We start from the raw sequence: 20,602 nt of genomic DNA on the forward strand, positions 1-20,602 counted from the left end.
GGCCGGCGGGAACACACAGCTTTCTGGCACAAGCCAGGAACGCTTCGGGGCACACTCGTCCCGAAGCGTGCCGCCGACTCTAACAGCTTCACAGGGCGTGTCCGCAGTGCGTGTGGGTTTTCCGAACGAAGGTTGGTCCGCGGGGTTGATCGACTTGTGCTTCTCGCTCCGGAACCTTGACAGATCGCCTTACCGTTCCCCACTTCCCCGGCCCCACCGGATCGCGATTAGCCCGCTAAACGCACTGTGATCAGGGAGGGCGTTCAGGAGCTCGAAGTTGCCAGGGCTCCAGCCATGCCGAGGAGCACGACCCCGGTGCCGCGGTCGACGTTGCGAGTCGCCCGGCGGGACAGCCGAAGCGTCTTCACGAGCGCGCCCGCGCCGATGTAGGTCGCGCCCGCGACGAACTCGGCGAGCAGGTAGACGGCGCCGAGAATCGCGATCTGGGCGGAAAAGGACCCGTGAGCAGCGTCGATGAACTGGGGCACGAACGCGGTGAAGATGAGGATCGCCTTCGGGTTCGTGATCGCGACGACGAATTCCTTCCTCGCGATCTTCAGCGCCGGCACGGATTCAGTGCGTCGTGCGCCCGGCACGGAACGTCGACCACAGCAGCCGCGCGCCGATCCAGGCCAGGTAGGCGACGCCGGCCCATTTGATCACCGTGAGTGCAAGTTCGGATGCCGCGAGGAGCTGCCCGAGACCTGCGGCGACGGCCGCGATGAGCACCGTGAATGCGGCCAATCGGCCTAACAGGCCGGCGAGCCCTTTCCAGGCCCCCTGCGTCATTCCGTGATGCAGGCCGAGCAGATTGTTCGCCCCTGGCGTAAAAGCCACGAGCACCGCCGCTCCGAAAAAGACCACCGCCCAAGTCATCGGCCACCTCCTCCCCCACCGTATCGGCGACCGCGAGCGCGTTTAGCGGGCTAATCGCGCTCTTTCGCGCCGGAATCCGGCGGCGGCGCGAAGGCCGAATAGTCCGGGACCTCCGGCTGTGGCTCCGGTGGGAGCACCGTGATGGAGATGCCGTCCTTCGGTGTGGGCATTTCCGCGAAAGCCGAGTCACCGCTCATCGGGACCTCTTCGTCTTGGACACGGTGGCTCATGACCGCCGCCCCCGCCGCGGCGACGACTGCGGCGAACAGCGCCCACATCCCCGCGCCCACCGTCAGTGTCGTCTCACTGTCTCCGTCTACCGGGCGGCCGAACGCCAGCGTGACGGCGGTGATGACGACTCCGGCGAGGAACACCGACCCGATGGTGCTGAGCCATCGGTCCAAGGTGACCGGACGACGGAGTCCGGCGGCGCGAGCGCAGACGATCGTGGCCGCCAGGAGGATCGCCGCGGCGATCAGGAGCGGGATGCCGACAGGCGCCGTCGACGTGGTGAAGGGCTGGTCGTTGGGCTGGATGAGCTGCGTATCCCAAGCTCCCTGCACGACCACGAGGACGACCGAGGCACTGCGATCGAAGCTGAGGCGATGCTCGATGTTGAAGAACGGGAAGAAGCAGCCCACGAGGGTCAGCACCAGGGCCAGTGCGGCCAATCCGGCCGCGACCAGCCTGCGGGGCTCGAGCCGGCCAGACCGCGCCGGCTCGCCTACAGGATCCATCGGGCCTGAAACCGATACGACCATCGGCGGGGCGTCCGGCTGCTGAGGGGGCTGCGGATCCTGCCCTGGAGGTATGGCCACCTCACGATCCTTCCAGCTCAGGCACCCCTCCGCCACGCTCGCGGCCGCCGGGGCCGACTTGCGTTTCGCGGGCTAAACGCGATCCGGGCGGCGGGCACCTGCGCGACCGTCGGAGCGCGTTTAGCCCGCGAAACGCAGGTCGGAGGCGAGACGGCGGCCCACGGCCCGGATCGCGATTAGGGGGCGAAACGCAGGTCGGCGGGCGCGCCGGGCGAAACGGGCCAGATCGCGTTTAGCCCGCGAAACGCAGGTCGGGGCAGCCGGAGGGAGCGCAAGCGAAAGGCCCGCCTGGCGGAGCCTGGCGGGCCTTTCGGTGAAGCGAGCGAAGAAAGCTCAGAGCGTGGTGGCGGAGCCACCGGCGGCGGAGAGCTTCTCCTTGGCGGAGCCGGAGAAAGCGTCGGCGGTGACGTCCAGCTTGACGCCGTTCACGTCGCCGTTGCCGAGCACCTTCACGAGCTTGCCCTTGCGGACCAGACCGTTCGCGACGAGCTCCTCGGCGCCGACCTTGCCACCGTCCGGGAAGACGCGGGCGATGTCGCCCACGTTCACCGGCTGGTACTCGGTGCGGAACCGGTTCTTGAAGCCGCGCAGCTTCGGCAGCCGCATGTGGATGGGCATCTGCCCACCCTCGAAACCGGCGGGCACGTTCTTCCGGGCCTTGGTGCCCTTGGTACCGCGACCGGCGGTCTTGCCCTTCGAGCCCTCACCACGGCCGACGCGGATCTTGTCGCGCTTCGCGCCCGGAGCCGGACGAAGGTGGTGGATCTTGATGGCAGTCATGCCTTGACCTCCTCGACCTCCACCAGGTGGCGGACGGTGTGGATAAGGCCGCGCACCTCGGGAGTGTCATCACGCACGACGCTCTGGCGGATCTTGCGCAGCCCGAGGGTGCGCAGCGACTCGCGGTGAGCGTGCTTCGTGCCGATCTTGCTCTTGACCTGGGTCACCTTGAGCTGAGTCATGATCAGACCCCCTGACCCGCGCGCTGACGCAGCATGCGAGCCGGAGCGACGTCCTCGAGCGGGAGACCGCGGCGGGCCGCGACCTCTTCGGGACGCTGCAGACCCTTCAGGGCCGCCACGGTCGCGTGCACGATGTTGATCGCGTTGTCGGAGCCGAGCGACTTCGACAGCACGTCGTGGACGCCCGCGCACTCCAGCACCGCGCGCACCGGGCCACCGGCGATGACACCGGTACCGGCCGAGGCCGGACGGAGCAGCACGACACCGGCGGCTTCCTCACCCTGGATGGGGTGGGGAATGGTGCCACCGACGCGGGGAACGCGGAAGAAGTTCTTCTTCGCTTCCTCGACGCCCTTGGCGATGGCCGCGGGAACTTCCTTGGCCTTGCCGTAGCCGACGCCGACCTGACCGTCGCCGTCACCGACGACCACCAGGGCGGTGAAGCTGAAGCGACGACCACCCTTGACGACCTTGGCGACGCGGTTGATCGTCACGACCTTCTCGAGGTGCGGGGTCTTCTCCTGGCCGGCCCCGCCACGGCCGCTGTCGCGCCGGTCACGGCGGTCGCGACGGTCATTGCGGTCGTTGCCGCCCTGCCCGCCGGGTCCGCCCTGGCCGCCGCCGAATTGCCGTGTACGTCCCGGCATCAGGCTTTCCTTCCATTCACGAGCATCTGCATCAGAACTCCAACCCCGCCTCACGGGCAGCGTCGGCGAGCGCCGCGATGCGGCCGTGGTAGGCGTTGCCACCACGGTCGAACACCACGGTCGAGACACCGGCGTTCTTGGCGCGGGCGGCGACGAGTTCCCCGACCTTGGCGGCCTTGGCCTTCTTGTCGCCTTCCAGCGCGCGGACGTCCGCCTCGAGGGTGGACGCCGACGCCAGGGTCTTGCCGGCGAGGTCGTCGATCAGCTGCACGGCGATGTGCCGCGACGAACGCTTGACGACCAGGCGCGGACGCTGGTCCGTGCCGTTGATCTTCTTGCGAAGGCGGAAGTGCCGACGGGCCTTCGCGACGCGGCGGCGGGTCGAGATGTCCTTGCCGACCGGCTTGCGCTTCGTAGTCGTGTCGCTCATGATCACTTACCCGTCTTTCCGACCTTGCGGCGGATCTTCTCACCCTCGTAGCGCAGGCCCTTGCCCTTGTACGGGTCCGGGCGGCGCAGCTTGCGGATGACCGCGGCGATCTGGCCGACCTTCTGCTTGTCGATGCCCGAGACCGAGAACCGGGTGGGGGTCTCGACCTTGAAGGTGATGCCTTCCGGAGCCTCGATCTTCACCGGGTGGCTGTAGCCGAGGGCGAACTCGAGGTCCGAGCCCTTGGCCTGCACGCGGTAACCGACACCGTGGATCTCGAGCTTCTTCTCGTAGCCCTCGGTCACACCGACGACGAGGTTGTTGACCAGCGTCCGGGTGAGACCGTGCAGGGCACGGCTGGTGCGCTCCTCGTCGGGCCGCTTGACCTCGAGCGTGCCGTTTTCGGCCTGCTCGACGGTGATGGGCTCGGCGATGGTGTGCTCGAGGGTGCCCTTGGGCCCCTCGACCTTGATCTGCTGACCGTCGATGGTCACCTTGACCCCGGAGGGGACGGCGACCGGCAGCTTTCCAATGCGTGACATGTCTGTGCCCCCTTCCTTACCAGACGTAGGCGAGGACTTCGCCGCCCACGCTGTTGCGCTTGGCCTGACGGTCGGTCTGGAGGCCGGACGACGTCGAGATGATCGCGACGCCGAGGCCACCGAGAACCGACGGCAGTTCGGTCGATTTTGCGTAGACCCGCAGGCCGGGCTTGGACACGCGGCGGAGGCCGGCGATGCTGCGCTCACGGTTGGGGCCGTACTTCAGCTCCACGATGAGGTTCTTGTGCTTCTCGCCCGGCTCGTCGCGGTAGCCCGAGATGTAACCCTCGCGCTTGAGGATCTCGGCGATGTTCGCCTTGATCTTCGAGTGGGGAAGCACGACCTCGTCGTGGTAAGCCGAGTTCGCGTTACGCAGACGGGTCAAGAAGTCTGCGATGGGGTCGGTCATCGTCATGGTGACCTGTCAACCTTTCTCGCCCTGGTTCCCTGCAATCTCTGCAGGGCCTGTGGCGAAGTGGGAGTTAAAAAAGACTCTTACCAGCTGGACTTGCGGACGCCGGGCAGCTCGCCCGCGTGTGCCATCTCGCGAAGGCAGATCCGGCAGAGCCCGAACTTGCGGAACACCGAGTGCGGGCGACCGCACCGCTGGCAGCGCGTGTAACCGCGAACCTTGAACTTCGGCGTCTTCGCGGCCTTGTGGACCAGTGCTTTCTTGGCCATCGACTCAGTTCTCCTTGAACGGGAAGCCGAGCTTGCGAAGCAGCGCGCGGCCCTCGTCGTCGGTGTTGGCGGTGGTGACGACAGTGACGTCCATACCGCGCGGGCGGTCGATGGCGTCCGGGTCGATCTCGTGGAACATGGACTGCTCGTTGAGACCGAACGTGTAGTTGCCGTTGCCGTCGAACTGCTTCGGCGAAAGCCCGCGGAAGTCACGGATACGCGGCAGCGCGATGGTCAGCAGCCGGTCGAGGAACTCCCACATGCGGTCGTTGCGCAGCGTGACGCGCGCACCGATCGGCTGGCCCTCACGCAGCTTGAACTGCGCGATGGACTTGCGAGCCTTGCGAACCTCGGGCTTCTGCCCGGTGATCGCGGCCAGGTCGCGGATGGCGCCTTCGATCAGCTTGCTGTCACGGGCGGCGTCTCCGACACCCATGTTCACGACGACCTTGACGACGCCCGGGATCTGGTGGACGTTCTCGAAGGAGAACTCCTCCTGGAGCTGTCCCTTGATCTCCTCGCGGTACCGCACCTTGAGGCGCGGGGCGATCTTCTCTGCGGTGGTCATGATCAGATGTCCTTACCGTTCCGGCGCGAGACCCGGACCTTCTTGCCGTCCTCGCCGATGCGGTAGCCCACCCGGGTCGGCTTGCCGTCGGAGTCGACGACCATCACGTTCGAGACGTGGATGGGCGCCTCCTGCGTGACGATGCCGCCGGACTGCGCGCCGCGCTGGGTCTGGGAGATCCGCGTGTGCTTCTTGATCCGGTTGACGCCCTCGACCAGCACGCGCTCGCGCTCGGGGTAGGCCTGGATGACCTTGCCCTTGGCACCCTTGTCCTTGCCGGCGATGACGACGACCGTGTCGCCCTTCTTCACCTTCATGCTCTACAACACCTCCGGCGCGAGCGAAATGATCTTCATGAACTTTCGGTCGCGCAGCTCGCGGCCGACCGGCCCGAAGATGCGGGTGCCGCGGGGCTCATTGTCGTTCTTGATGAGCACAGCAGCGTTCTCGTCGAAGCGGATGTAAGAACCGTCCGGACGACGGCGCTCCTTGCGCGTGCGAACGATGACCGCCTTGACGACGTCACCCTTCTTCACGCCGGCAGCCGGCATGGCGTCCTTCACGGTGGCGACGATGATGTCGCCGATGCCCGCGTAGCGCCGCCCCGAGCCACCGAGAACGCGGATGCAAAGGATCTCCTTCGCGCCCGTGTTGTCGGCAACCCGAAGCCGCGACTCCTGCTGGATCACGTCTACTCCTGTATGTCGCGCTGGTTCTCGCGATGAACCGCGAGCCTTGCGGAACTAAGGGACTCAAAAAGAGCCCTACTTACTTGGCCTTCTCCACGATCTGCACCAGACGCCAGCGCTTGGTCGCCGACAGCGGGCGGGTCTCCATCAGGGTGACCCGGTCGCCCACGCCCGCCTCGTTGTTCTCGTCGTGCACCTTGACCTTGCTGGTGCTGCGGAGAACCTTGGCGTAACGGCGGTGCTTCTTGCGGTCTTCGAGCTCGACCACGATCGTCTTGTTCATCTTGTCCGAGACGACATAGCCCTCACGGACCTTACGGTCGTTGCGGCCGGCCGCCTCGGTGGGCTGCTCGCTCATGCGGCACCTTCACTCTCGGCGTCAGGGGAAACGGACAGGCCGAGTTCACGCTCGCGCATGACCGTGTAGATCCGCGCGATGTCCGTGCGGACGGTGCGCAGACGGCGGTTGTTGTCGAGCTGTCCGGTCGCCATCTGGAAGCGGAGGTTGAAGAGCTCCTCCTTGTATTCCTTCAGACGCAGAACGAGCTCTTCCGCGGTGAGCTCACGCAGCTCCGATGCCTGGGCGGCACCTGCCTTCGCCATCAGAACTCACCACCTTCACGGGTCACGATGCGGCACTTCATGGGCAGCTTGTGGATCGCGCGACGGAGCGCCTCACGGGCGGTCTCCTCGTTCGGGAACGAGATCTCGAACATCACGCGGCCCGGCTTCACGTTGGCGATCCACCACTCGGGCGAACCCTTACCGGAACCCATGCGGGTTTCCGCCGGCTTCTTGGTCAGCGGGCGGTCCGGGTAGATGGTCGTCCACACCTTGCCGCCACGCTTGATGTGACGCGTCATGGCGATACGAGCGGACTCGATCTGCCGGTTGGTCACGTAGCTGTGCTCAAGCGCCTGGATGCCGTACTCGCCGAAGTTCACCTTCGTACCGCCCTTGGCGGCACCGTGGCGCTTCGGGGAGTGCTGCTTCCGGTGCTTGACCCTGCGCGGGATGAGCACGTGTCAGCCCTCCGTCTTTTCTGCAGTCTCAGCAGCCGGGGCCTCGGTGGCCGTGTCGCCCTTGGGAGCGGCGTCGCCACTCTTCGCGGCGGCGGCGGCCCGGCCGGCTTCGGTCGAGGTCGGCGTCGTGCCCGACGAGCCGGAACGGCGCGGTCGGGAGGGACGGTCACCACGGTCACGGCGCGGGGCGCGCTCGGCGGCCGCGGCGGCGTCACGCGCCTCCTTGGCCTTGAGGCCACCCACGAGCTCGCCCTTGTAGATCCACACCTTCACGCCGATGCGACCGAACGTCGTCTTGGCCTCGAAGAAGCCGTAGTCGATGTCGGCGCGCAGCGTGTGCAGCGGGACGCGGCCATCGCGGTAGTGCTCGGAGCGGGACATCTCGGCACCGCCGAGACGACCGCCGCACTGCACGCGGATGCCCTTGACCTGCGGCGAACGCATGGAGGTCTGGATCGCCTTGCGCATCGCGCGGCGGAACGCCACACGGTTGCTCAGCTGCTCCGCGACACCCTGGGCGACGAGCTGGGCGTCGGCCTCGGGGTTCTTGACCTCGAGGATGTTCAGCTGGACCTGCTTGGCGGTCAGCTTCTCCAGCGCGCCGCGGATGCGGTCGGCCTCCGCGCCGCGACGGCCGATGACGATGCCCGGCCGGGCGGTGTGGATGTCGACGCGGACCCGGTCACGGGTGCGCTCGATCTCGACCTTGGAGATCCCGGCGCGCTCCATGCCCGTGGACAGCAGCTTCCGGATCTTGACGTCCTCGGCCACGTACTCCGCGTACTGCTTGTCGGCGTACCAACGCGACTTCCAGTCCGTGGTGATACCCAGGCGGAAGCCGTGCGGGTTGATCTTCTGGCCCACTACCGGCCACCTGCCTTCTTCTTGCCCTGTGCCTTCTTGGCCTCGGCCTTGGGACGCGACTCCACCTCGACGGTGATGTGGCTGGTCCGCTTGCGGATCCGGTACGCGCGGCCCTGGGCCCGCGGACGGATGCGCTTGAGGGTCGGGCCCTCGTCGGCGTAGGCGTTCTTGACCCAGAGGGTGTCCGGGTCGAGATCGAGGTTGTTCTCGGCGTTGGCCACGGCGCTGGCGAGCACCTTCGCGACCGGCTCGCTTGCCGCCTGCGGGGCGAACTGGAGCACGGCCAAGGCGTCGGCGGCGCTACGTCCCTTGATCAGCTCGATCACCCGGCGCACCTTGGTAGGCGAGTCCCGGACGAAGCGAGCCCGCGCGTAAGCCGTCGGCAAAGCCTCGGCCACGTCGTTCTGGGCGTTCATCGCTAGATTCCTTGTTCTCTCGTGCCCGCTCAGCGGCGGCGCGACTTGCGGTCGTCCTTGATGTGGCCCTTGAAGGTCCGAGTCGGCGCGAATTCGCCCAACTTGTGACCCACCATCGCCTCGGTGACGAACACCGGGACGTGCTTGCGGCCGTCGTGCACCGCGATCGTGTGACCCAGGAAATCCGGGATGATCGTGGAGCGACGCGACCACGTCTTGATCACGGTCTTCTTGCCCGACTCGTTGAGAGCGTCCACCTTCTTGAGCAGGTGGTCGTCCACGAAGGGGCCCTTTTTGAGGCTACGTGGCATGTTCTTCTACCTCCCTGCTCAGCGCTTCTTGCCGGTACGCCGGCGGCGGACGATCATGGCGTCGGAAGCCTTGCGGCGGCGGGTGCGGCCTTCGGGCTTACCGTTCGGGTTCACCGGGTGGCGACCACCGGAGGTCTTACCCTCACCACCACCGTGCGGGTGGTCGACCGGGTTCATGACGACACCACGGACGGTGGGGCGCTTGCCGCGCCAGCGGTTACGGCCCGCCTTGCCCCAGTTGATGTTCGAGTGCTCGGAGTTGCCGACCTCGCCGATGGTGGCGCGGTTGCGCACGTCGACGTTGCGGATCTCGCCCGAGGGGAGACGAAGCTGGGCGTAAGGCCCGTCCTTCGCCACCAGCTGCACCTTGGCACCGGCGGACCGCGCCATCTTCGCGCCGCCACCGGGGCGGAGCTCGATCGCGTGGATCACGGTGCCGACCGGGATGTTGCGCAGCGGCAGGTTGTTACCCGGCTTGATGTCGGCGCGGGGGCCGTTCTCGACCGTGTCACCCTGCTTGAGCTTCTCCGGGGCGATGATGTAGCGCTTCTCGCCGTCGGCGTAGTGCAGCAGCGCGATCCGAGCGGACCGGTTGGGGTCGTACTCGATGTGCGCGACCTTGGCGGGAACGCCGTCCTTGTCGTTCCGGCGGAAGTCGATCAGCCGGTACGCACGCTTGTGGCCACCGCCCTTGTGACGGGTGGTGATCTTGCCGCTGGAGTTACGGCCGCCGGACTTGCTCAGCGGACGCAGCAGCGACTTCTCCGGGGTGGACCGAGTGATCTCGGCGAAGTCGGAGACGCTGGAACCGCGACGACCCGGGGTCGTCGGCTTGTACTTGCGGATGCCCATGTGTCAGCTCAGTCCTTTACGCGGTGGGTCCGCCGAAGATCTCGATCGGCTTGCTCTCAGCCGAAAGAGTCACGATGGCGCGCTTGGTGTCCTTGCGCTTGCCGAAGCCGGCGCGAGTCCGCTTACGCTTGCCCTGGCGGTTGGCCGTGTTGACGCTGACCACCTTGACGCCGAACACCTTCTCGACCGCGATCTTGATCTGGGTCTTGTTGGCGTCCGGGCGGACGATGAACGTGTACTTGTGGTCCTCGAGCAGCCCGTAGGACTTCTCGGAGATCACCGGCGCGAGCAAGATGTCGCGGGGATCGGGGATGGCGATCGCACTCACTGCTCGTCACTCCCTTCAACCTCGCTCGACCGAGCCGAAGCCTTCGCGCCCTTGCCCCGGACGGGGCCGGCGACGAACACGTCGTAAGCGGCCTTGGTGAACACCACGTCGTCGTTGACCAACACGTCGTAGGTGTTGAGCTGGTCGGGCGTGATGATGTGGACCTCGGCCAGGTTGCGCACGGAGTTCCAGCTCAGCTCGTCGTCGCGGTGCAGGACCACGAGAACGCGCTTGGCCTGGGTCACCGCGGCGATGGCGGCCTTGGCGGACTTGGTGGACGGCTTCTCGCCGGTCACCAGTTCGGTGATGACGTGCAGCTGTCCGGCACGGGCCCGGTCGGAGAGGGCGCCACGCAGAGCGGCGGCCTTCATCTTCTTCGGGGTCCGCTGGGTGTAGTCACGCGGCGTGGGGCCGTGGACGACGCCACCACCGGTGAACTGCGGCGCACGGGTCGAACCCTGGCGGGCGCGGCCGGTGCCCTTCTGGCGGTACGGCTTCTTGCCACCACCGCGGACTTCACCGCGGGTCTTGGTGTCATGCGTGCCCTGGCGCGCGGCGGCCAGCTGGGCCACCACGACCTGGTGCATGAGGGGCACGTTGGCCTGCACGTCGAAGATCTCCGAGGGGAGCTCGACCGTGCCGTCGGCTTTACCGGCCGGGGTCTTCAGCTCGACGCTGGTCATGTTCAGTTACCACCCTTCGCGGCGCTGCGAACGAACAGCAGGCCGCCCTTGGGACCGGGCACGGCGCCCTTGATCAGCAGCAGGCCGTCCTCGGCACGCACCGCGTGCACGGTCAGGTTCTGCGTGGTGACCCGGTCGTTGCCCATCCGGCCCGCCATGCGCAGGCCCTTGAAGACGCGGCCCGGGGTGGCGCAGCCACCGATCGAGCCGGGCTTGCGGTGCACGGCCTGGGCACCGTGGCTCGCGCCCTGGCCCTTGAAGCCGTGACGCTTCATGACACCGGCGTAGCCCTTGCCCTTGCTGGTACCGGTCACGTCGACCTCGATACCGGCCTCGAACACCTCGGCGGTGATCTCCTGGCCGACCTCGTAGGTCTCGGCGTCGGTGGTACGCAGCTCCGCAAGGTAACGGCGCGGGGTCACGCTCGCCTTGTCGAAGTGGCCGGTGCGCGGCTTGTTCACCCGGCGCGGGTCGACCGCGCCGAAAGCCAGCTGCACGGCCTTGTAGCCGTCGTTCTCCTGGGTCCGAACCTGGGTGACCACGTTCGGCCCGGCCTGGACGACGGTCACCGGGACGACCCGGTTGTTCTCGTCGAAGACCTGGGTCATGCCGAGCTTGGTGCCCAGGATGCCCTTCACTTGCCTGTCAGACATGAGTCTCTTACTCTCCGCCGCTCGCCAGCCGCTGCTACTGGATGTTGACGTCGACGCTCGCCGGCAGGTCGATGCGCATGAGCGCGTCGACCGTCTTCGGCGTCGGGTCGAGGATGTCGATCAGACGCTTGTGCGTGCGCATCTCGAAGTGCTCGCGCGAGTCCTTGTACTTGTGCGGCGAGCGGATGACGCAGTAAACGTTCTTCTCGGTGGGCAGCGGCACCGGCCCGACAACACGGGCGCCGGTACGCGTGACCGTCTCGACGATCTTGCGTGCCGAGGTGTCGATCGCCTCGTGGTCGTAGGCCTTGAGCCGGATGCGGATCTTCTGTCCCGCCATGGTGGCTGCTCGTTCCTTGTCGTCTCGTGCCGCTTTTGTCTTTTCAAACCTCAGCCTGGCTGAGGTTTTCCCAGTTCAACGGCCCTGTCCCCGGTCCACGCGGTCGGGCGTGTCGTGCCCGACGCACAGACGGATCCCGCGGGATCTTCGTCTTGCCTGGTCTTCCTCAACGTGAGGAGGCATCGAGCCGGCGGAAAAGCTTGAATCGCCGTCTCAAACGCCCTTGCCCGCTAGCCTCACCCGAAGGAAGTGCTCCGCGGACCGTGGCCGCTCATACCAGGGCGGCCGGAACCTGTCTTCGGAAAGAAGTACGAGTTCGGCCGCCCCAGGACGAGCAACCTGAATAGTGTCGCACACGTGATTTGACGCCCCTAACCCGGGGGTGTATTACCCCCGGGCGGGGCGCCTGAATCACTTGATGATCTTGGTGACCTGGCCGGCGCCGACGGTCCGACCACCCTCGCGGATGGCGAAACGCAGGCCCTCGTCCATGGCGACCGGCTGGATCAGCACGACGCTGATGTCCGTGTTGTCGCCCGGCATGACCATCTCGACACCCTCCTTGAGGGTGACGACGCCGGTCACGTCCGTGGTACGGAAGTAGAACTGCGGGCGGTAGTTGTTGAAGAACGGGGTGTGACGGCCACCCTCGTCCTTCGACAGGATGTAGACCGAGCCCTCGAACTCCGTGTGCGGGGTGGTGGTACCCGGCTTCACGACGACCTGGCCGCGCTCGACGTCCTCGCGCTTGATACCGCGGACCAGCAGACCGACGTTGTCGCCGGCCTCACCCTGGTCGAGCAGCTTGCGGAACATCTCGACACCGGTGACGGTGGTCTTGGTCGACTTCTCCTTGATGCCGACGATCTCGACCTCTTCGTTCACGTTGACGCGGCCACGCTCGATACGGCCGGTCACGACCGTGCCACGGCCGGTGATCGTGAAGACGTCTTCGATCGGCATCAGGAACGGCTTGTCGAGCTCGCGCACCGGGTCCGGCACGTTCTCGTCGACGGCTTCCATCAGCTCGAGAACGCTCTCGCCCCACTTGGCGTCGCCCTCGAGGGCCTTCAGGCCGGAGACCTTGATGACCGGAGCGTCGTCACCCGGGAAGTCCTGGGAGGACAGCAGCTCGCGGACCTCGAGCTCGACGAGCTCCAGGATCTCCTCGTCGTCGACCATGTCGGCCTTGTTCAGCGCGACCACGATGTAGGGCACGCCGACCTGCTTCGCGAGCAGCACGTGCTCACGGGTCTGCGGCATCGGGCCGTCGGTCGCCGCGACCACGAGGATCGCGCCGTCCATCTGCGCCGCACCGGTGATCATGTTCTTGATGTAGTCCGCGTGACCGGGGGCGTCCACGTGGGCGTAGTGACGCTTCTCGGTCTGGTACTCGACGTGCGAGATGTTGATCGTGATACCGCGCTGCTTCTCTTCCGGCGCGTTGTCGATCTGGTCGAACGCCGAAGCGGTGTTCAGCTCGGGGTACTTGTCGTGCAGAACCTTGGTGATCGCCGCGGTCAGAGTGGTCTTACCGTGGTCGACGTGACCGATGGTCCCGATGTTGACGTGCGGCTTGGTCCGCTCGAATTTCGCCTTCGCCACTGGAATGTCCTCCTGGACTGTTTTGCTTACTCACCGGCCAACGTGGCTGTCGGACGGGGATTCGTTTCTTGACGGATGCTGCGGACGTTCAGGAGTGTTCCTTATGCCCGCGAGCGGACGGGAACTACTCCCCCGTCGCCTTCGCGATGATTTCCTTCGCGACGTTCGCGGGAACCTCGGCGTAGGAGTCGAACACCATGGAGTAGTTGGCACGTCCCTGCGTACGCGAACGCAGGTCGCCGACGTAACCGAACATCTCCGACAGCGGGACCAGTGCCTTGACGACACGGGTACCGGCGCGCTCCTCCATGGCCTGGATCTGGCCACGGCGGGAGTTGAGGTCGCCGATCACATCGCCCATGTAGTCCTCGGGCGTGGTGACCTCGACGGCCATCAGCGGCTCGAGGATGACCGGACCGGCCTTCTTCGCGGCTTCCTTCATCGCCATGGAGCCGGCGATCTTGAAGGCCATTTCCGAAGAGTCGACCTCGTGGTACGCGCCGTCCAACAAGGTGAACTTCAACCCGACGAGCGGGTAGCCGGCCAGCACGCCGTACTGCATGGCGTCCTGCGCGCCCGCGTCGACCGACGGGATGTACTCCCGCGGCACGCGGCCACCGGTGACCTTGTTGTCGAACTCGTAGAGGGCACCGTCGGTGGACTCGAGCGGCTCGAGCTTGACGATGACCTTCGCGAACTGACCGGAACCACCGGTCTGCTTCTTGTGCACGTAGTCGAGCTTCTCGACCGTCTTGCGCACCGTCTCGCGGTAGGCGACCTGCGGCTTACCGATGTTCGCCTCGACCTTGTAGTCGGACTTCATGCGGTTGACCAGCACCTCGAGGTGCAGCTCGCCCATACCGGCGATGATCGTCTGGCCGGTGTCCTCGTCCAGGTTGACCTGGAACGTCGGGTCCTCTTCGGCCAGCTTCTGGATCGCCAGGGACAGCTTCTCCTGGTCGGCCTTGGTCTTCGGCTCGATCGCGACGCGGATGACCGGCGCCGGGAACGTCATCGACTCGAGGACGACCGGGTTCTGCGGGTCGGCGAGGGTGTCACCGGTGGTGGTGTCCTTCAGGCCGATGACCGCGTAGATGTGGCCGGCCTGGGCCTCGTCGACCGGGTTCTCCTTGTTGGAGTGCATCTGGAAGAGCTTCCCGATGCGCTCCTTGCGCTCCTTGGTGGCGTTGATCAGCTGCGCGCCGGAGGAGACCTTGCCCGAGTACACCCGGATGTAGGTCAGCTTGCCGAAGAACGGGTGCGCGGCGATCTTGAACGCCAGAGCGGAGAACGGCTCGTCGACGGACGGCTTCCGGGTGACCGGGGTCTCGCCGTCGGGCAGCGTGCCCTCGACGGCCGGGACGTCCAGCGGCGACGGGAGGTAGTCGATGACCGCGTCGAGCATGGGCTGGACGCCCTTGTTCTTGAACGCGGAACCGGTGAGCACCGGGTACGCCTCGCGGGCGACGGTGAGCTTCCGGATGCCGGCCTTGATCTCGGCCTCGGTGAGCTCTTCGCCCTCGAGGAACTTCTCCATCAGCGAGTCGTCGGTCTCGGCGACGGCCTCGACCAGCTTCTCCCGGTACTCGGCCGCCTTGTCGGCGAGCTCGGCCGGGATCTCCTCGACGGCGTAGTCCTCGCCCTTCTGGACCTCGCCGCGCCAGGTCAGCGCCTTCATGCGGACCAGGTCGACGACGCCTTCGAACTCGCTCTCGGCGCCGATCGGCAGCTGGATGACCAGCGGACGGGCACCGAGACGCTCCTCGATGGTGCGGACGGTGAAGTAGAAGTCCGCGCCGAGCTTGTCCATCTTGTTGACGAAGCAGATACGAGGAACCTCGTACTTGTCCGCCTGACGCCAGACCTGCTCGGACTGCGGCTCGACACCTTCCTTGCCGTCGAAGACGGCGACGGCACCATCGAGCACGCGGAGCGAACGCTCCACCTCGACGGTGAAGTCGACGTGGCCCGGAGTGTCGATGATGTTGATCTGGTGGTCGGCCCAGAACGTGGTGGTGGCAGCCGAGGTGATGGTGATACCCCGCTTCTGCTCCTCCTCCATCCAGTCCATGGTGGCGGCGCCATCGTGGACTTCACCGATCTTGTAGTTGACCCCGGTGTAGAACAGGATCCGCTCGGTGGTGGTGGTCTTACCGGCGTCGATGTGGGCCATGATGCCGATGTTGCGGACCTTGTTCAGGTCGGTCAGCACTTCACGTGCCACGAGAGTGTTCCCCTGTCTCAAAATTGGGGCCCGGCAAGGCTTTGATCGGCAGCCGGGCGGTCATCACCAGCGGTAGTGCGCGAAGGCCTTGTTGGACTCGGCCATCTTGTGGGTGTCCTCACGCCGCTTCACGCTGGCGCCGAGGCCGTTGCTCGCGTCGAGCAGTTCGTTCTGCAGACGCTCGATCATGGTCTTCTCGCGGCGGGCCGCGGAGAAGGAGACGAGCCAGCGCAGCGCGAGGGTGGTGGAGCGGCCCGGCTTGACCTCGATCGGCACCTGGTAGGTGGCACCACCGACGCGGCGGCTCTTCACCTCGATGGTGGGCTTCACGTTGTCGAGGGCGCGCTTCAGCGTGACGACCGGGTCGGTGCCGGTCTTCTCGCGAGCACCTTCGAGGGCGCCGTAGACGATGCGCTCGGCCAGGGACCGCTTGCCGTCCTTCAGCACCTTGTTCACCAGCTGGGTGACCAGCGGGGATGCGTAGACGGGGTCAGAGATCAGCGGCCGCTTCGGGGCCGGACCCTTGCGGGGCATTAGCTCTTCTCCTTCTTCGCGCCGTACCGGCTGCGCGCCTGCTTACGGTTCTTGACACCCTGGGTGTCGAGCGAACCGCGGATGATCTTGTAACGGACACCCGGCAGGTCCTTCACACGACCACCGCGCACGAGCACCATCGAGTGCTCCTGCAGGTTGTGGCCTTCACCGGGAATGTAGGCGGTGACCTCGATGCCGCTGGTCAGCTTCACACGAGCGACCTTGCGAAGCGCCGAGTTCGGCTTCTTGGGGGTTGTGGTGTACACGCGAGTGCACACGCCACGCCGCTGCGGGCTCCCCTTGAGGGCCGCGGTCTTCTGCTTGGCAGCCTTGTCCTGGCGGCCCTTACGGACCAGCTGCTGGATCGTGGGCAATGGACCAGCTTTCTGTTCGCGATCTTGCTACTACGTGTTGTCTCCGGCCCCCGCGGTCGGGCGTGTCGGCCCGCGTCACGGTCTTGCGACCGGTAACTTCCCGTAGGGATTTTCCGTCGGATCCCGCGTGGGCGAAGCCTTCGGACCGGATGCCTGAGCACCCCGTCCGTGCCGCACGGCACACGGGACGGCCCGACGCCTGCCGGGCACGGTCTCCAAAGATACCCGGCCACTTCCGGACCGGCCAAATCGGGGGGTCGATAACTATATCGTGCCGGGCGTCACGCCGCGGCCACCCTGATGGAACGGCGTTTCGGGCGACTTCATTCCCCGTCGGCCTTGGCATGGCCCCCTCGGCAGAGGACCTATTCCTCTTCGGGCTTCGCGTGGTCCGCCCGGCCCGGGTGCGGGTCACGGGAAAGATCGATCAACGGATGCACGGGAGCCCCCTCCGGCGCCGCGTGACTTCCCCGCTTGGGTTCCTCGGTGCTTTCCTGCTGCTCGGCGTCCATGACGCCCTCCCCTCGTCGGTACTGATTCCGTACTTGTGGATCACTGCTCGGCGAACCACGCTACCTATTCCCCTATCGGGTGAGCCGGATGGATCCGAGAAGCACCCCGTCGCGTCGAACCGGTGAATGAGTCACGATGAGACTGGTCACAGCGTCGGTTCGCCCGGCGTACCGCAAGTATGGGGAGGCTCCATGTCCGCCGAGTTCGAGCAGCTGGTCGCGCAATTCGACAAGTTCCAGTCCCAGCTCCAGAACGTCGACGACCGGCTCGCGAACGTCGGCGGGATGCAGGACGAGCTCGGCAGGATCGAGGCGACGGCGTCCTCTTCGGACCGTTCGGTGACGGTGGTCGCCGGGCCCGGCGGCGCGATCATGGACGTCAAATTCACCGAGGACGCCCTTCGCCAGCGTCCGGACGCGCTTTCCGCGGCGCTGATGTCGACCATCCAGCAGGCCGTGGCCGAAGCGGCCCGCAAACAGGCCACGATCGTCGAAGAGCACATGGGCGACGACCTCAATCTGGTCGACCAGGTGCTGGAGACCCAGGCGGACCTGTTCGGCACCACCGTCGAGGAGATGCGGGCGCGGATGGAAGAGGAGTCCCCGTCGCGGCCGGCCGCCGAGCAGCAGGCCGACGACTACTCCGAGCGTTCCGTCCTCAAATCCGCCGACGAACCGCAGCGGCCCCAGACCCCGCCGCCCCCGGCGTCGAGCCCCTCGGACGGCGACCGTTTCCTGAAGAACCTGTTCGACGACGACCACTGACCCCGGGACCGGATCGCCTTTAGCGGGCTAAACGCGATCCGCGGCGCTGGGAACCGCAGGCCGGGCAGCCGGGTCCAAGGCGCCGATCACGACGAGCCGCATCGGAAGGTGCGCGAAGGGAGGGACCGCCGATGGCCGGAGGGCATGAGGTGGTGATCAGCGCTCTGCGCACCTACTCGGGCAAGCTCGGGCAGGACGTCCAGATCCCGAACGAGGTCGGACGGCTGACGCAGCAGTCCGACGTCGGCGACGAGTCATGGGGAGTCGTCGGCCTGTTCGTGAAGCACGAGTACACGTCGATGCTCACCGATCTGCAGGATCTGCTGATCGAGATGTCCGCGGGGCTGACCGCGGCTTCGGAGAAGCTCGGCAACGCCGCCACCGCCTACGAGCGGAACGAAGACGACAACGTCAAGGCGCTCAACGAAATCCTCAAGCTGCTGGAGCAGCCGGCGCAATCGAGGACACCGAAGATGGGGCCGGCCAAGTAGCGAGGGGGACTGATCGTGGCCGATCAGAAGATCACCGGCGAACACACCAAGATCCAGATCAACGACTACAACCCGGACACCATCCGCACGGACAAGATGCTGACCTCGCTGCCCGGGCCGATCGGCAGTGGCTTCAGCACCTTCGACACCGTCAAGAAGGCGACCGCGGACGGGTTCCAGGCCAGCGACATCGGGACCATCGCGGCCAGCGGCGCCGGTTTCGTCAGCTCGTGCATGGGCGTCGCGGACATCGCCAGCGACCCGATCGGCTGGCTGGTCGGCCAGGGGCTCAGCTTCCTGATGAACGTGTGCCAGCCGATCCAGGACGCCATCCACATGGTGAGCGGCGACGGTCCGGCGTTGTCGAACGCGGCGGGGAACTTCAACAACATCGGCGTCTACCTGCAGAACTACAGCAAGAAGTTCGACGAAGACGCGAAGACGTCGCTGTCCCAGTGGACCGGTGACGCGGCGAACGCGGCGGGCGAGAAGCTGGCGAAGTTCGCGCAGGGCATCGACGGGATAGCCGCGCAGGCCGGGGACATCGCCCAGCTGCTGCAGATCTCCAGCATGGTGATGACGGTGATCGAGGAGTTCATCAAGGCGATCCTCACCGAGTTCATCACGTGGCTGATCATGATCTGGATCCCGGCGCTGGCCGCGGCCGTCCCGACCTGCGGTGGTTCGACGGCGACGGCGGGCGGGCTGACGGCCACCCGCGCGGTCTCGACGACGTCGAAGGTGCAGAAGTTCCTGAACAAGCTCCGCCAGCTGCTCGACAAGATCAAGCAGTTCCTCGGCAAGCTCAAGGAGTTCTTCGGGAAGTGGAAGGGCAACTACAAGGAGCTGATGGCCCACAACAAGTCCACCGCGCAGCTGGCGGCCGGGCCGGGCGCGTCCGCGTGGGGCAAGTTCGCCTCGAAGGACGGCGCCATGGGCGGCAGGCTCGCGGACGGCTTCGGTGAGCGGATGACGTCGGCCACGAAGAAGGCCGCGCTGAACACCGTCGGGCTCGGCAAGGCCACGAATCCGGACGGCAGCTGGAAGACGCCGGAGACGGGCCGCGAAAAGGGTGAGGTCGCGGCGGGTGTCGCCGGGAAGGCCGGCACGTACACGTCGGGCGGGATCAAGGCGGGCCAGTACGGTTCGGTGGGCGACGACGAACAGACGCCCGAGGAAGCCTCCGACAATCTGGACTTCTGAGCCGTGACCGCGTGGATCATCGCCATCGTCGCGGTGGCGTTGCCGATCGTGCTCGCCGTCTGGTGGATTCTCGCCGGGGCGGCGAAGAAACGCGGGCTGGCCGCGTTGGCGCGGGAACGGGGCTGGGACTTCTACAGCGGTGCCCGGCTCGGCGCCGCGGGCGGGCGGCACGAGCAGCCCGCGACGGGCCGGGCGCCCGCGCCGTTGCGGCGGGCGGGCGAGTCGATCGACCAGGCGGTGGTGGGCACGCATCGGGGGAAGCCGTTCGGTGTCTACCGGTATCACCGGCCGGGCGCCGGGTTCCGCCAGGACGGCACCCGCGAGTCCGGTTCGCTGCGGACGGTCGTGCACGTCGAGGCGGGCGCGGCCATGCCGGACTGCACGCTCTCGATCAGCGGATCCGAAGTGGACTGCTCGAATCCCGCGGTCGTCCTGCGTCCCGACGTCCGGGACTGGCTGACGGCGAACGCGGGCCGGTGCCGTGAGTTCCACACGTCCGGGCGGACGGTGGCGGTGGTGCCGAAGGTGCTGCCGAGCGGGAAGCAGCTCCTGCGCACTTTGGACTACCTGGCCGATGTCGCCGACCGGGCCCCGCTCACCTCCACCCCGCCGGATCGCGTTTAGGGGGCTAAACGCAGGTCAGGCCTCCCGCCGCCGTCCGCGTCGCCGGATCGCGTTTAGCGGGCTAAACGCGATCCGGGACTTCCAGGGACTTCGCGAAGAAGTGGTGGGCGAAGGGTTCGTTGTTGAAGGGCTCGACCTCGTCGTAGCCGAGGCGCGCGTAAAGGGCCCTCGCCTCGACCAGGTCGCGCCTGGTGTCGAGACGGATCAACGAGGCGCCCAGGCCGCGGGCGACGTCTTCGGCGGCGGCCACGAGCAGTGCGGCGCCGCCGTTGCCGCGTTCGGACTTCCGCAGGAAGACGCGGGTGAGCTCGGTGATGTCGGGTGAGGCGACCCGCAGCCCGGCGCACCCGGCGAGCACCCCATCGCGCCAGGCGAGGAGGAAGGTGCCGGTCGGCGGGACCAGATCACGGCTGTGGTGCTCCAGGAGCAAGCCGTCGAGCTCCTCTTCGGTGACCTGGCGCTCGTAGAAGCGGGACGCGATTTCGTCCAGGTACTCGCGCAGCAACCGGGCGGCGTCCGGGTGATCGACGGGGGTGACTTCGAAGCTTCAGGTCATGACTACATTCTGCCGACCCTGGCCACCGGTTT

General features: G+C 66.7%; 34 protein-coding genes. 4 read left to right on the plus strand and 30 right to left on the minus strand.

Translation table 11 applies throughout. From position 1 onward, the window contains the following. Window positions 1–263 precede the first annotated feature (263 nt). From AJAP_RS45145 to AJAP_RS44455, 29 genes are all read right to left on the minus strand, one after another. Window positions 264–569 (minus strand): LysE family translocator, encoded by a 306-nt coding sequence (locus AJAP_RS45145; RefSeq protein WP_267284113.1) that lies wholly within the window; start codon window positions 567–569, stop codon window positions 264–266. Between the two features lie 4 nt (window positions 570–573). Then, a complete protein-coding gene (locus AJAP_RS45150) occupies window positions 574–876 on the minus strand; it encodes a LysE family translocator (RefSeq protein ID WP_267284114.1) in 303 nt (100 codons plus the stop codon). Window positions 877–926: 50 nt separating this feature from the next. Further along, a complete protein-coding gene (locus tag AJAP_RS35755) occupies window positions 927–1,613 on the minus strand; it encodes a hypothetical protein (RefSeq protein ID WP_038519822.1) in 687 nt (228 codons plus the stop codon). A gap of 414 nt (window positions 1,614–2,027) precedes the next feature. After that, window positions 2,028–2,474: a 50S ribosomal protein L15 gene (rplO, locus tag AJAP_RS35760; protein ID WP_038519824.1), complete on the minus strand. Its 447-nt coding sequence runs from the start codon at window positions 2,472–2,474 to the stop codon at window positions 2,028–2,030. Then, window positions 2,471–2,656, minus strand: coding sequence for a 50S ribosomal protein L30 (rpmD, locus tag AJAP_RS35765; RefSeq protein WP_007031047.1), 186 nt, complete (start codon window positions 2,654–2,656; stop codon window positions 2,471–2,473). Before rpmD ends, rplO begins: the two co-directional genes overlap by 4 nt. Window positions 2,657–2,658: 2 nt before the next feature. Beyond that, a complete protein-coding gene (gene rpsE / locus AJAP_RS35770; protein WP_005166795.1) occupies window positions 2,659–3,303 on the minus strand; it encodes a 30S ribosomal protein S5 in 645 nt (214 codons plus the stop codon). 31 nt (window positions 3,304–3,334) lie between these two features. Then, window positions 3,335–3,733 carry a 50S ribosomal protein L18 gene (gene rplR, locus AJAP_RS35775; RefSeq protein ID WP_007031045.1) on the minus strand — a complete coding sequence of 133 codons (399 nt, stop codon included), beginning with the start codon at window positions 3,731–3,733 and terminating at the stop codon, window positions 3,335–3,337. A gap of 2 nt (window positions 3,734–3,735) precedes the next feature. Next, complete coding sequence (gene rplF, locus AJAP_RS35780) at window positions 3,736–4,275, minus strand: 50S ribosomal protein L6 (protein ID WP_005166793.1); 540 nt, start codon at window positions 4,273–4,275, stop codon at window positions 3,736–3,738. Between the two features lie 16 nt (window positions 4,276–4,291). After that, window positions 4,292–4,690 (minus strand): 30S ribosomal protein S8, encoded by a 399-nt coding sequence (gene rpsH / locus AJAP_RS35785; RefSeq protein WP_005166791.1) that lies wholly within the window; start codon window positions 4,688–4,690, stop codon window positions 4,292–4,294. Window positions 4,691–4,770: 80 nt separating this feature from the next. After that, on the minus strand, window positions 4,771–4,956 hold the full coding sequence (locus AJAP_RS35790; protein ID WP_005166789.1) for a type Z 30S ribosomal protein S14: 186 nt from the start codon (window positions 4,954–4,956) through the stop codon (window positions 4,771–4,773). 4 nt (window positions 4,957–4,960) lie between these two features. Further along, on the minus strand, window positions 4,961–5,524 hold the full coding sequence (rplE, locus tag AJAP_RS35795) for a 50S ribosomal protein L5 (RefSeq protein WP_016331092.1): 564 nt from the start codon (window positions 5,522–5,524) through the stop codon (window positions 4,961–4,963). Window positions 5,525–5,526: 2 nt separating this feature from the next. After that, window positions 5,527–5,841 (minus strand): 50S ribosomal protein L24, encoded by a 315-nt coding sequence (rplX, locus tag AJAP_RS35800; RefSeq protein ID WP_005166786.1) that lies wholly within the window; start codon window positions 5,839–5,841, stop codon window positions 5,527–5,529. A gap of 3 nt (window positions 5,842–5,844) precedes the next feature. After that, window positions 5,845–6,213 (minus strand): 50S ribosomal protein L14, encoded by a 369-nt coding sequence (gene rplN / locus AJAP_RS35805; RefSeq protein ID WP_005166785.1) that lies wholly within the window; start codon window positions 6,211–6,213, stop codon window positions 5,845–5,847. A gap of 79 nt (window positions 6,214–6,292) precedes the next feature. After that, entirely contained in the window at window positions 6,293–6,571 is a 279-nt protein-coding gene (rpsQ, locus tag AJAP_RS35810) for a 30S ribosomal protein S17 (RefSeq protein WP_005166784.1), read from the minus strand. Continuing rightward, window positions 6,568–6,816 carry a 50S ribosomal protein L29 gene (rpmC, locus tag AJAP_RS35815; protein ID WP_007031040.1) on the minus strand — a complete coding sequence of 83 codons (249 nt, stop codon included), beginning with the start codon at window positions 6,814–6,816 and terminating at the stop codon, window positions 6,568–6,570. The genes rpsQ and rpmC overlap by 4 nt, the downstream gene beginning before the upstream one ends. Continuing rightward, a complete protein-coding gene (rplP, locus tag AJAP_RS35820; RefSeq protein WP_005166782.1) occupies window positions 6,816–7,235 on the minus strand; it encodes a 50S ribosomal protein L16 in 420 nt (139 codons plus the stop codon). Before rplP ends, rpmC begins: the two co-directional genes overlap by 1 nt. Before the next feature lie 3 nt (window positions 7,236–7,238). Then, the gene (rpsC, locus tag AJAP_RS35825) at window positions 7,239–8,099 is read right to left on the minus strand and encodes a 30S ribosomal protein S3 (RefSeq protein ID WP_038519827.1); all 861 of its coding nucleotides are present in this window, start codon (window positions 8,097–8,099) and stop codon (window positions 7,239–7,241) included. Then, on the minus strand, window positions 8,099–8,515 hold the full coding sequence (gene rplV / locus AJAP_RS35830) for a 50S ribosomal protein L22 (protein ID WP_005166780.1): 417 nt from the start codon (window positions 8,513–8,515) through the stop codon (window positions 8,099–8,101). Before rplV ends, rpsC begins: the two co-directional genes overlap by 1 nt. A gap of 29 nt (window positions 8,516–8,544) precedes the next feature. Further along, on the minus strand, window positions 8,545–8,826 hold the full coding sequence (gene rpsS / locus AJAP_RS35835) for a 30S ribosomal protein S19 (RefSeq protein WP_003102083.1): 282 nt from the start codon (window positions 8,824–8,826) through the stop codon (window positions 8,545–8,547). A gap of 18 nt (window positions 8,827–8,844) precedes the next feature. Further along, window positions 8,845–9,678, minus strand: coding sequence for a 50S ribosomal protein L2 (gene rplB / locus AJAP_RS35840; RefSeq protein ID WP_005166779.1), 834 nt, complete (start codon window positions 9,676–9,678; stop codon window positions 8,845–8,847). A 16-nt stretch (window positions 9,679–9,694) separates the two neighbouring features. Beyond that, window positions 9,695–10,006 carry a 50S ribosomal protein L23 gene (gene rplW, locus AJAP_RS35845; RefSeq protein ID WP_005166778.1) on the minus strand — a complete coding sequence of 104 codons (312 nt, stop codon included), beginning with the start codon at window positions 10,004–10,006 and terminating at the stop codon, window positions 9,695–9,697. Then, entirely contained in the window at window positions 10,003–10,689 is a 687-nt protein-coding gene (gene rplD, locus AJAP_RS35850) for a 50S ribosomal protein L4 (protein ID WP_016331090.1), read from the minus strand. The genes rplW and rplD overlap by 4 nt, the downstream gene beginning before the upstream one ends. Window positions 10,690–10,691: 2 nt before the next feature. Continuing rightward, window positions 10,692–11,342, minus strand: a complete 651-nt coding sequence (gene rplC, locus AJAP_RS35855) for a 50S ribosomal protein L3 (protein ID WP_007031036.1) — start codon at window positions 11,340–11,342, stop codon at window positions 10,692–10,694. Between the two features lie 34 nt (window positions 11,343–11,376). Next, on the minus strand, window positions 11,377–11,682 hold the full coding sequence (gene rpsJ, locus AJAP_RS35860) for a 30S ribosomal protein S10 (protein WP_003102098.1): 306 nt from the start codon (window positions 11,680–11,682) through the stop codon (window positions 11,377–11,379). A 411-nt stretch (window positions 11,683–12,093) separates the two neighbouring features. Beyond that, window positions 12,094–13,287 carry an elongation factor Tu gene (gene tuf / locus AJAP_RS35865; protein ID WP_007031035.1) on the minus strand — a complete coding sequence of 398 codons (1,194 nt, stop codon included), beginning with the start codon at window positions 13,285–13,287 and terminating at the stop codon, window positions 12,094–12,096. A gap of 124 nt (window positions 13,288–13,411) precedes the next feature. After that, window positions 13,412–15,511: an elongation factor G gene (fusA, locus tag AJAP_RS35870; protein WP_038519841.1), complete on the minus strand. Its 2,100-nt coding sequence runs from the start codon at window positions 15,509–15,511 to the stop codon at window positions 13,412–13,414. A 63-nt stretch (window positions 15,512–15,574) separates the two neighbouring features. After that, window positions 15,575–16,045 (minus strand): 30S ribosomal protein S7, encoded by a 471-nt coding sequence (gene rpsG, locus AJAP_RS35875; protein WP_005166770.1) that lies wholly within the window; start codon window positions 16,043–16,045, stop codon window positions 15,575–15,577. Next, the gene (gene rpsL, locus AJAP_RS35880; RefSeq protein WP_003102113.1) at window positions 16,045–16,419 is read right to left on the minus strand and encodes a 30S ribosomal protein S12; all 375 of its coding nucleotides are present in this window, start codon (window positions 16,417–16,419) and stop codon (window positions 16,045–16,047) included. Before rpsL ends, rpsG begins: the two co-directional genes overlap by 1 nt. A 365-nt stretch (window positions 16,420–16,784) precedes the next feature. Next, entirely contained in the window at window positions 16,785–16,931 is a 147-nt protein-coding gene (locus tag AJAP_RS44455) for a hypothetical protein (RefSeq protein ID WP_167551728.1), read from the minus strand. Window positions 16,932–17,123: 192 nt separating this feature from the next. Here AJAP_RS44455 and AJAP_RS35885 point away from each other — a divergent pair, with 192 nt between their 5' ends. The 4 genes from AJAP_RS35885 to AJAP_RS35900 all read left to right on the plus strand — a co-directional run bounded on the left by AJAP_RS35885 (window position 17,124) and on the right by AJAP_RS35900 (window position 20,014). After that, entirely contained in the window at window positions 17,124–17,696 is a 573-nt protein-coding gene (locus tag AJAP_RS35885; protein ID WP_038519844.1) for a YbaB/EbfC family nucleoid-associated protein, read from the plus strand. Between the two features lie 131 nt (window positions 17,697–17,827). Continuing rightward, window positions 17,828–18,187 carry a type VII secretion target gene (locus AJAP_RS35890; RefSeq protein ID WP_037332695.1) on the plus strand — a complete coding sequence of 120 codons (360 nt, stop codon included), beginning with the start codon at window positions 17,828–17,830 and terminating at the stop codon, window positions 18,185–18,187. Window positions 18,188–18,202: 15 nt separating this feature from the next. Then, window positions 18,203–19,390 (plus strand): hypothetical protein, encoded by a 1,188-nt coding sequence (locus tag AJAP_RS35895; RefSeq protein WP_051972692.1) that lies wholly within the window; start codon window positions 18,203–18,205, stop codon window positions 19,388–19,390. A 3-nt stretch (window positions 19,391–19,393) separates the two neighbouring features. Next, a complete protein-coding gene (locus AJAP_RS35900) occupies window positions 19,394–20,014 on the plus strand; it encodes a hypothetical protein (protein ID WP_038519847.1) in 621 nt (206 codons plus the stop codon). Window positions 20,015–20,075: 61 nt separating this feature from the next. Here AJAP_RS35900 and AJAP_RS35905 read toward each other — a convergent pair whose 3' ends face one another. After that, on the minus strand, window positions 20,076–20,519 hold the full coding sequence (locus AJAP_RS35905) for a GNAT family N-acetyltransferase (protein ID WP_038519850.1): 444 nt from the start codon (window positions 20,517–20,519) through the stop codon (window positions 20,076–20,078). Between the last annotated feature and the right edge of the window lie 83 nt (window positions 20,520–20,602).

This window comes from Amycolatopsis japonica, from assembly GCF_000732925.1.
GTDB lineage: Bacteria > Actinomycetota > Actinomycetes > Mycobacteriales > Pseudonocardiaceae > Amycolatopsis > Amycolatopsis japonica.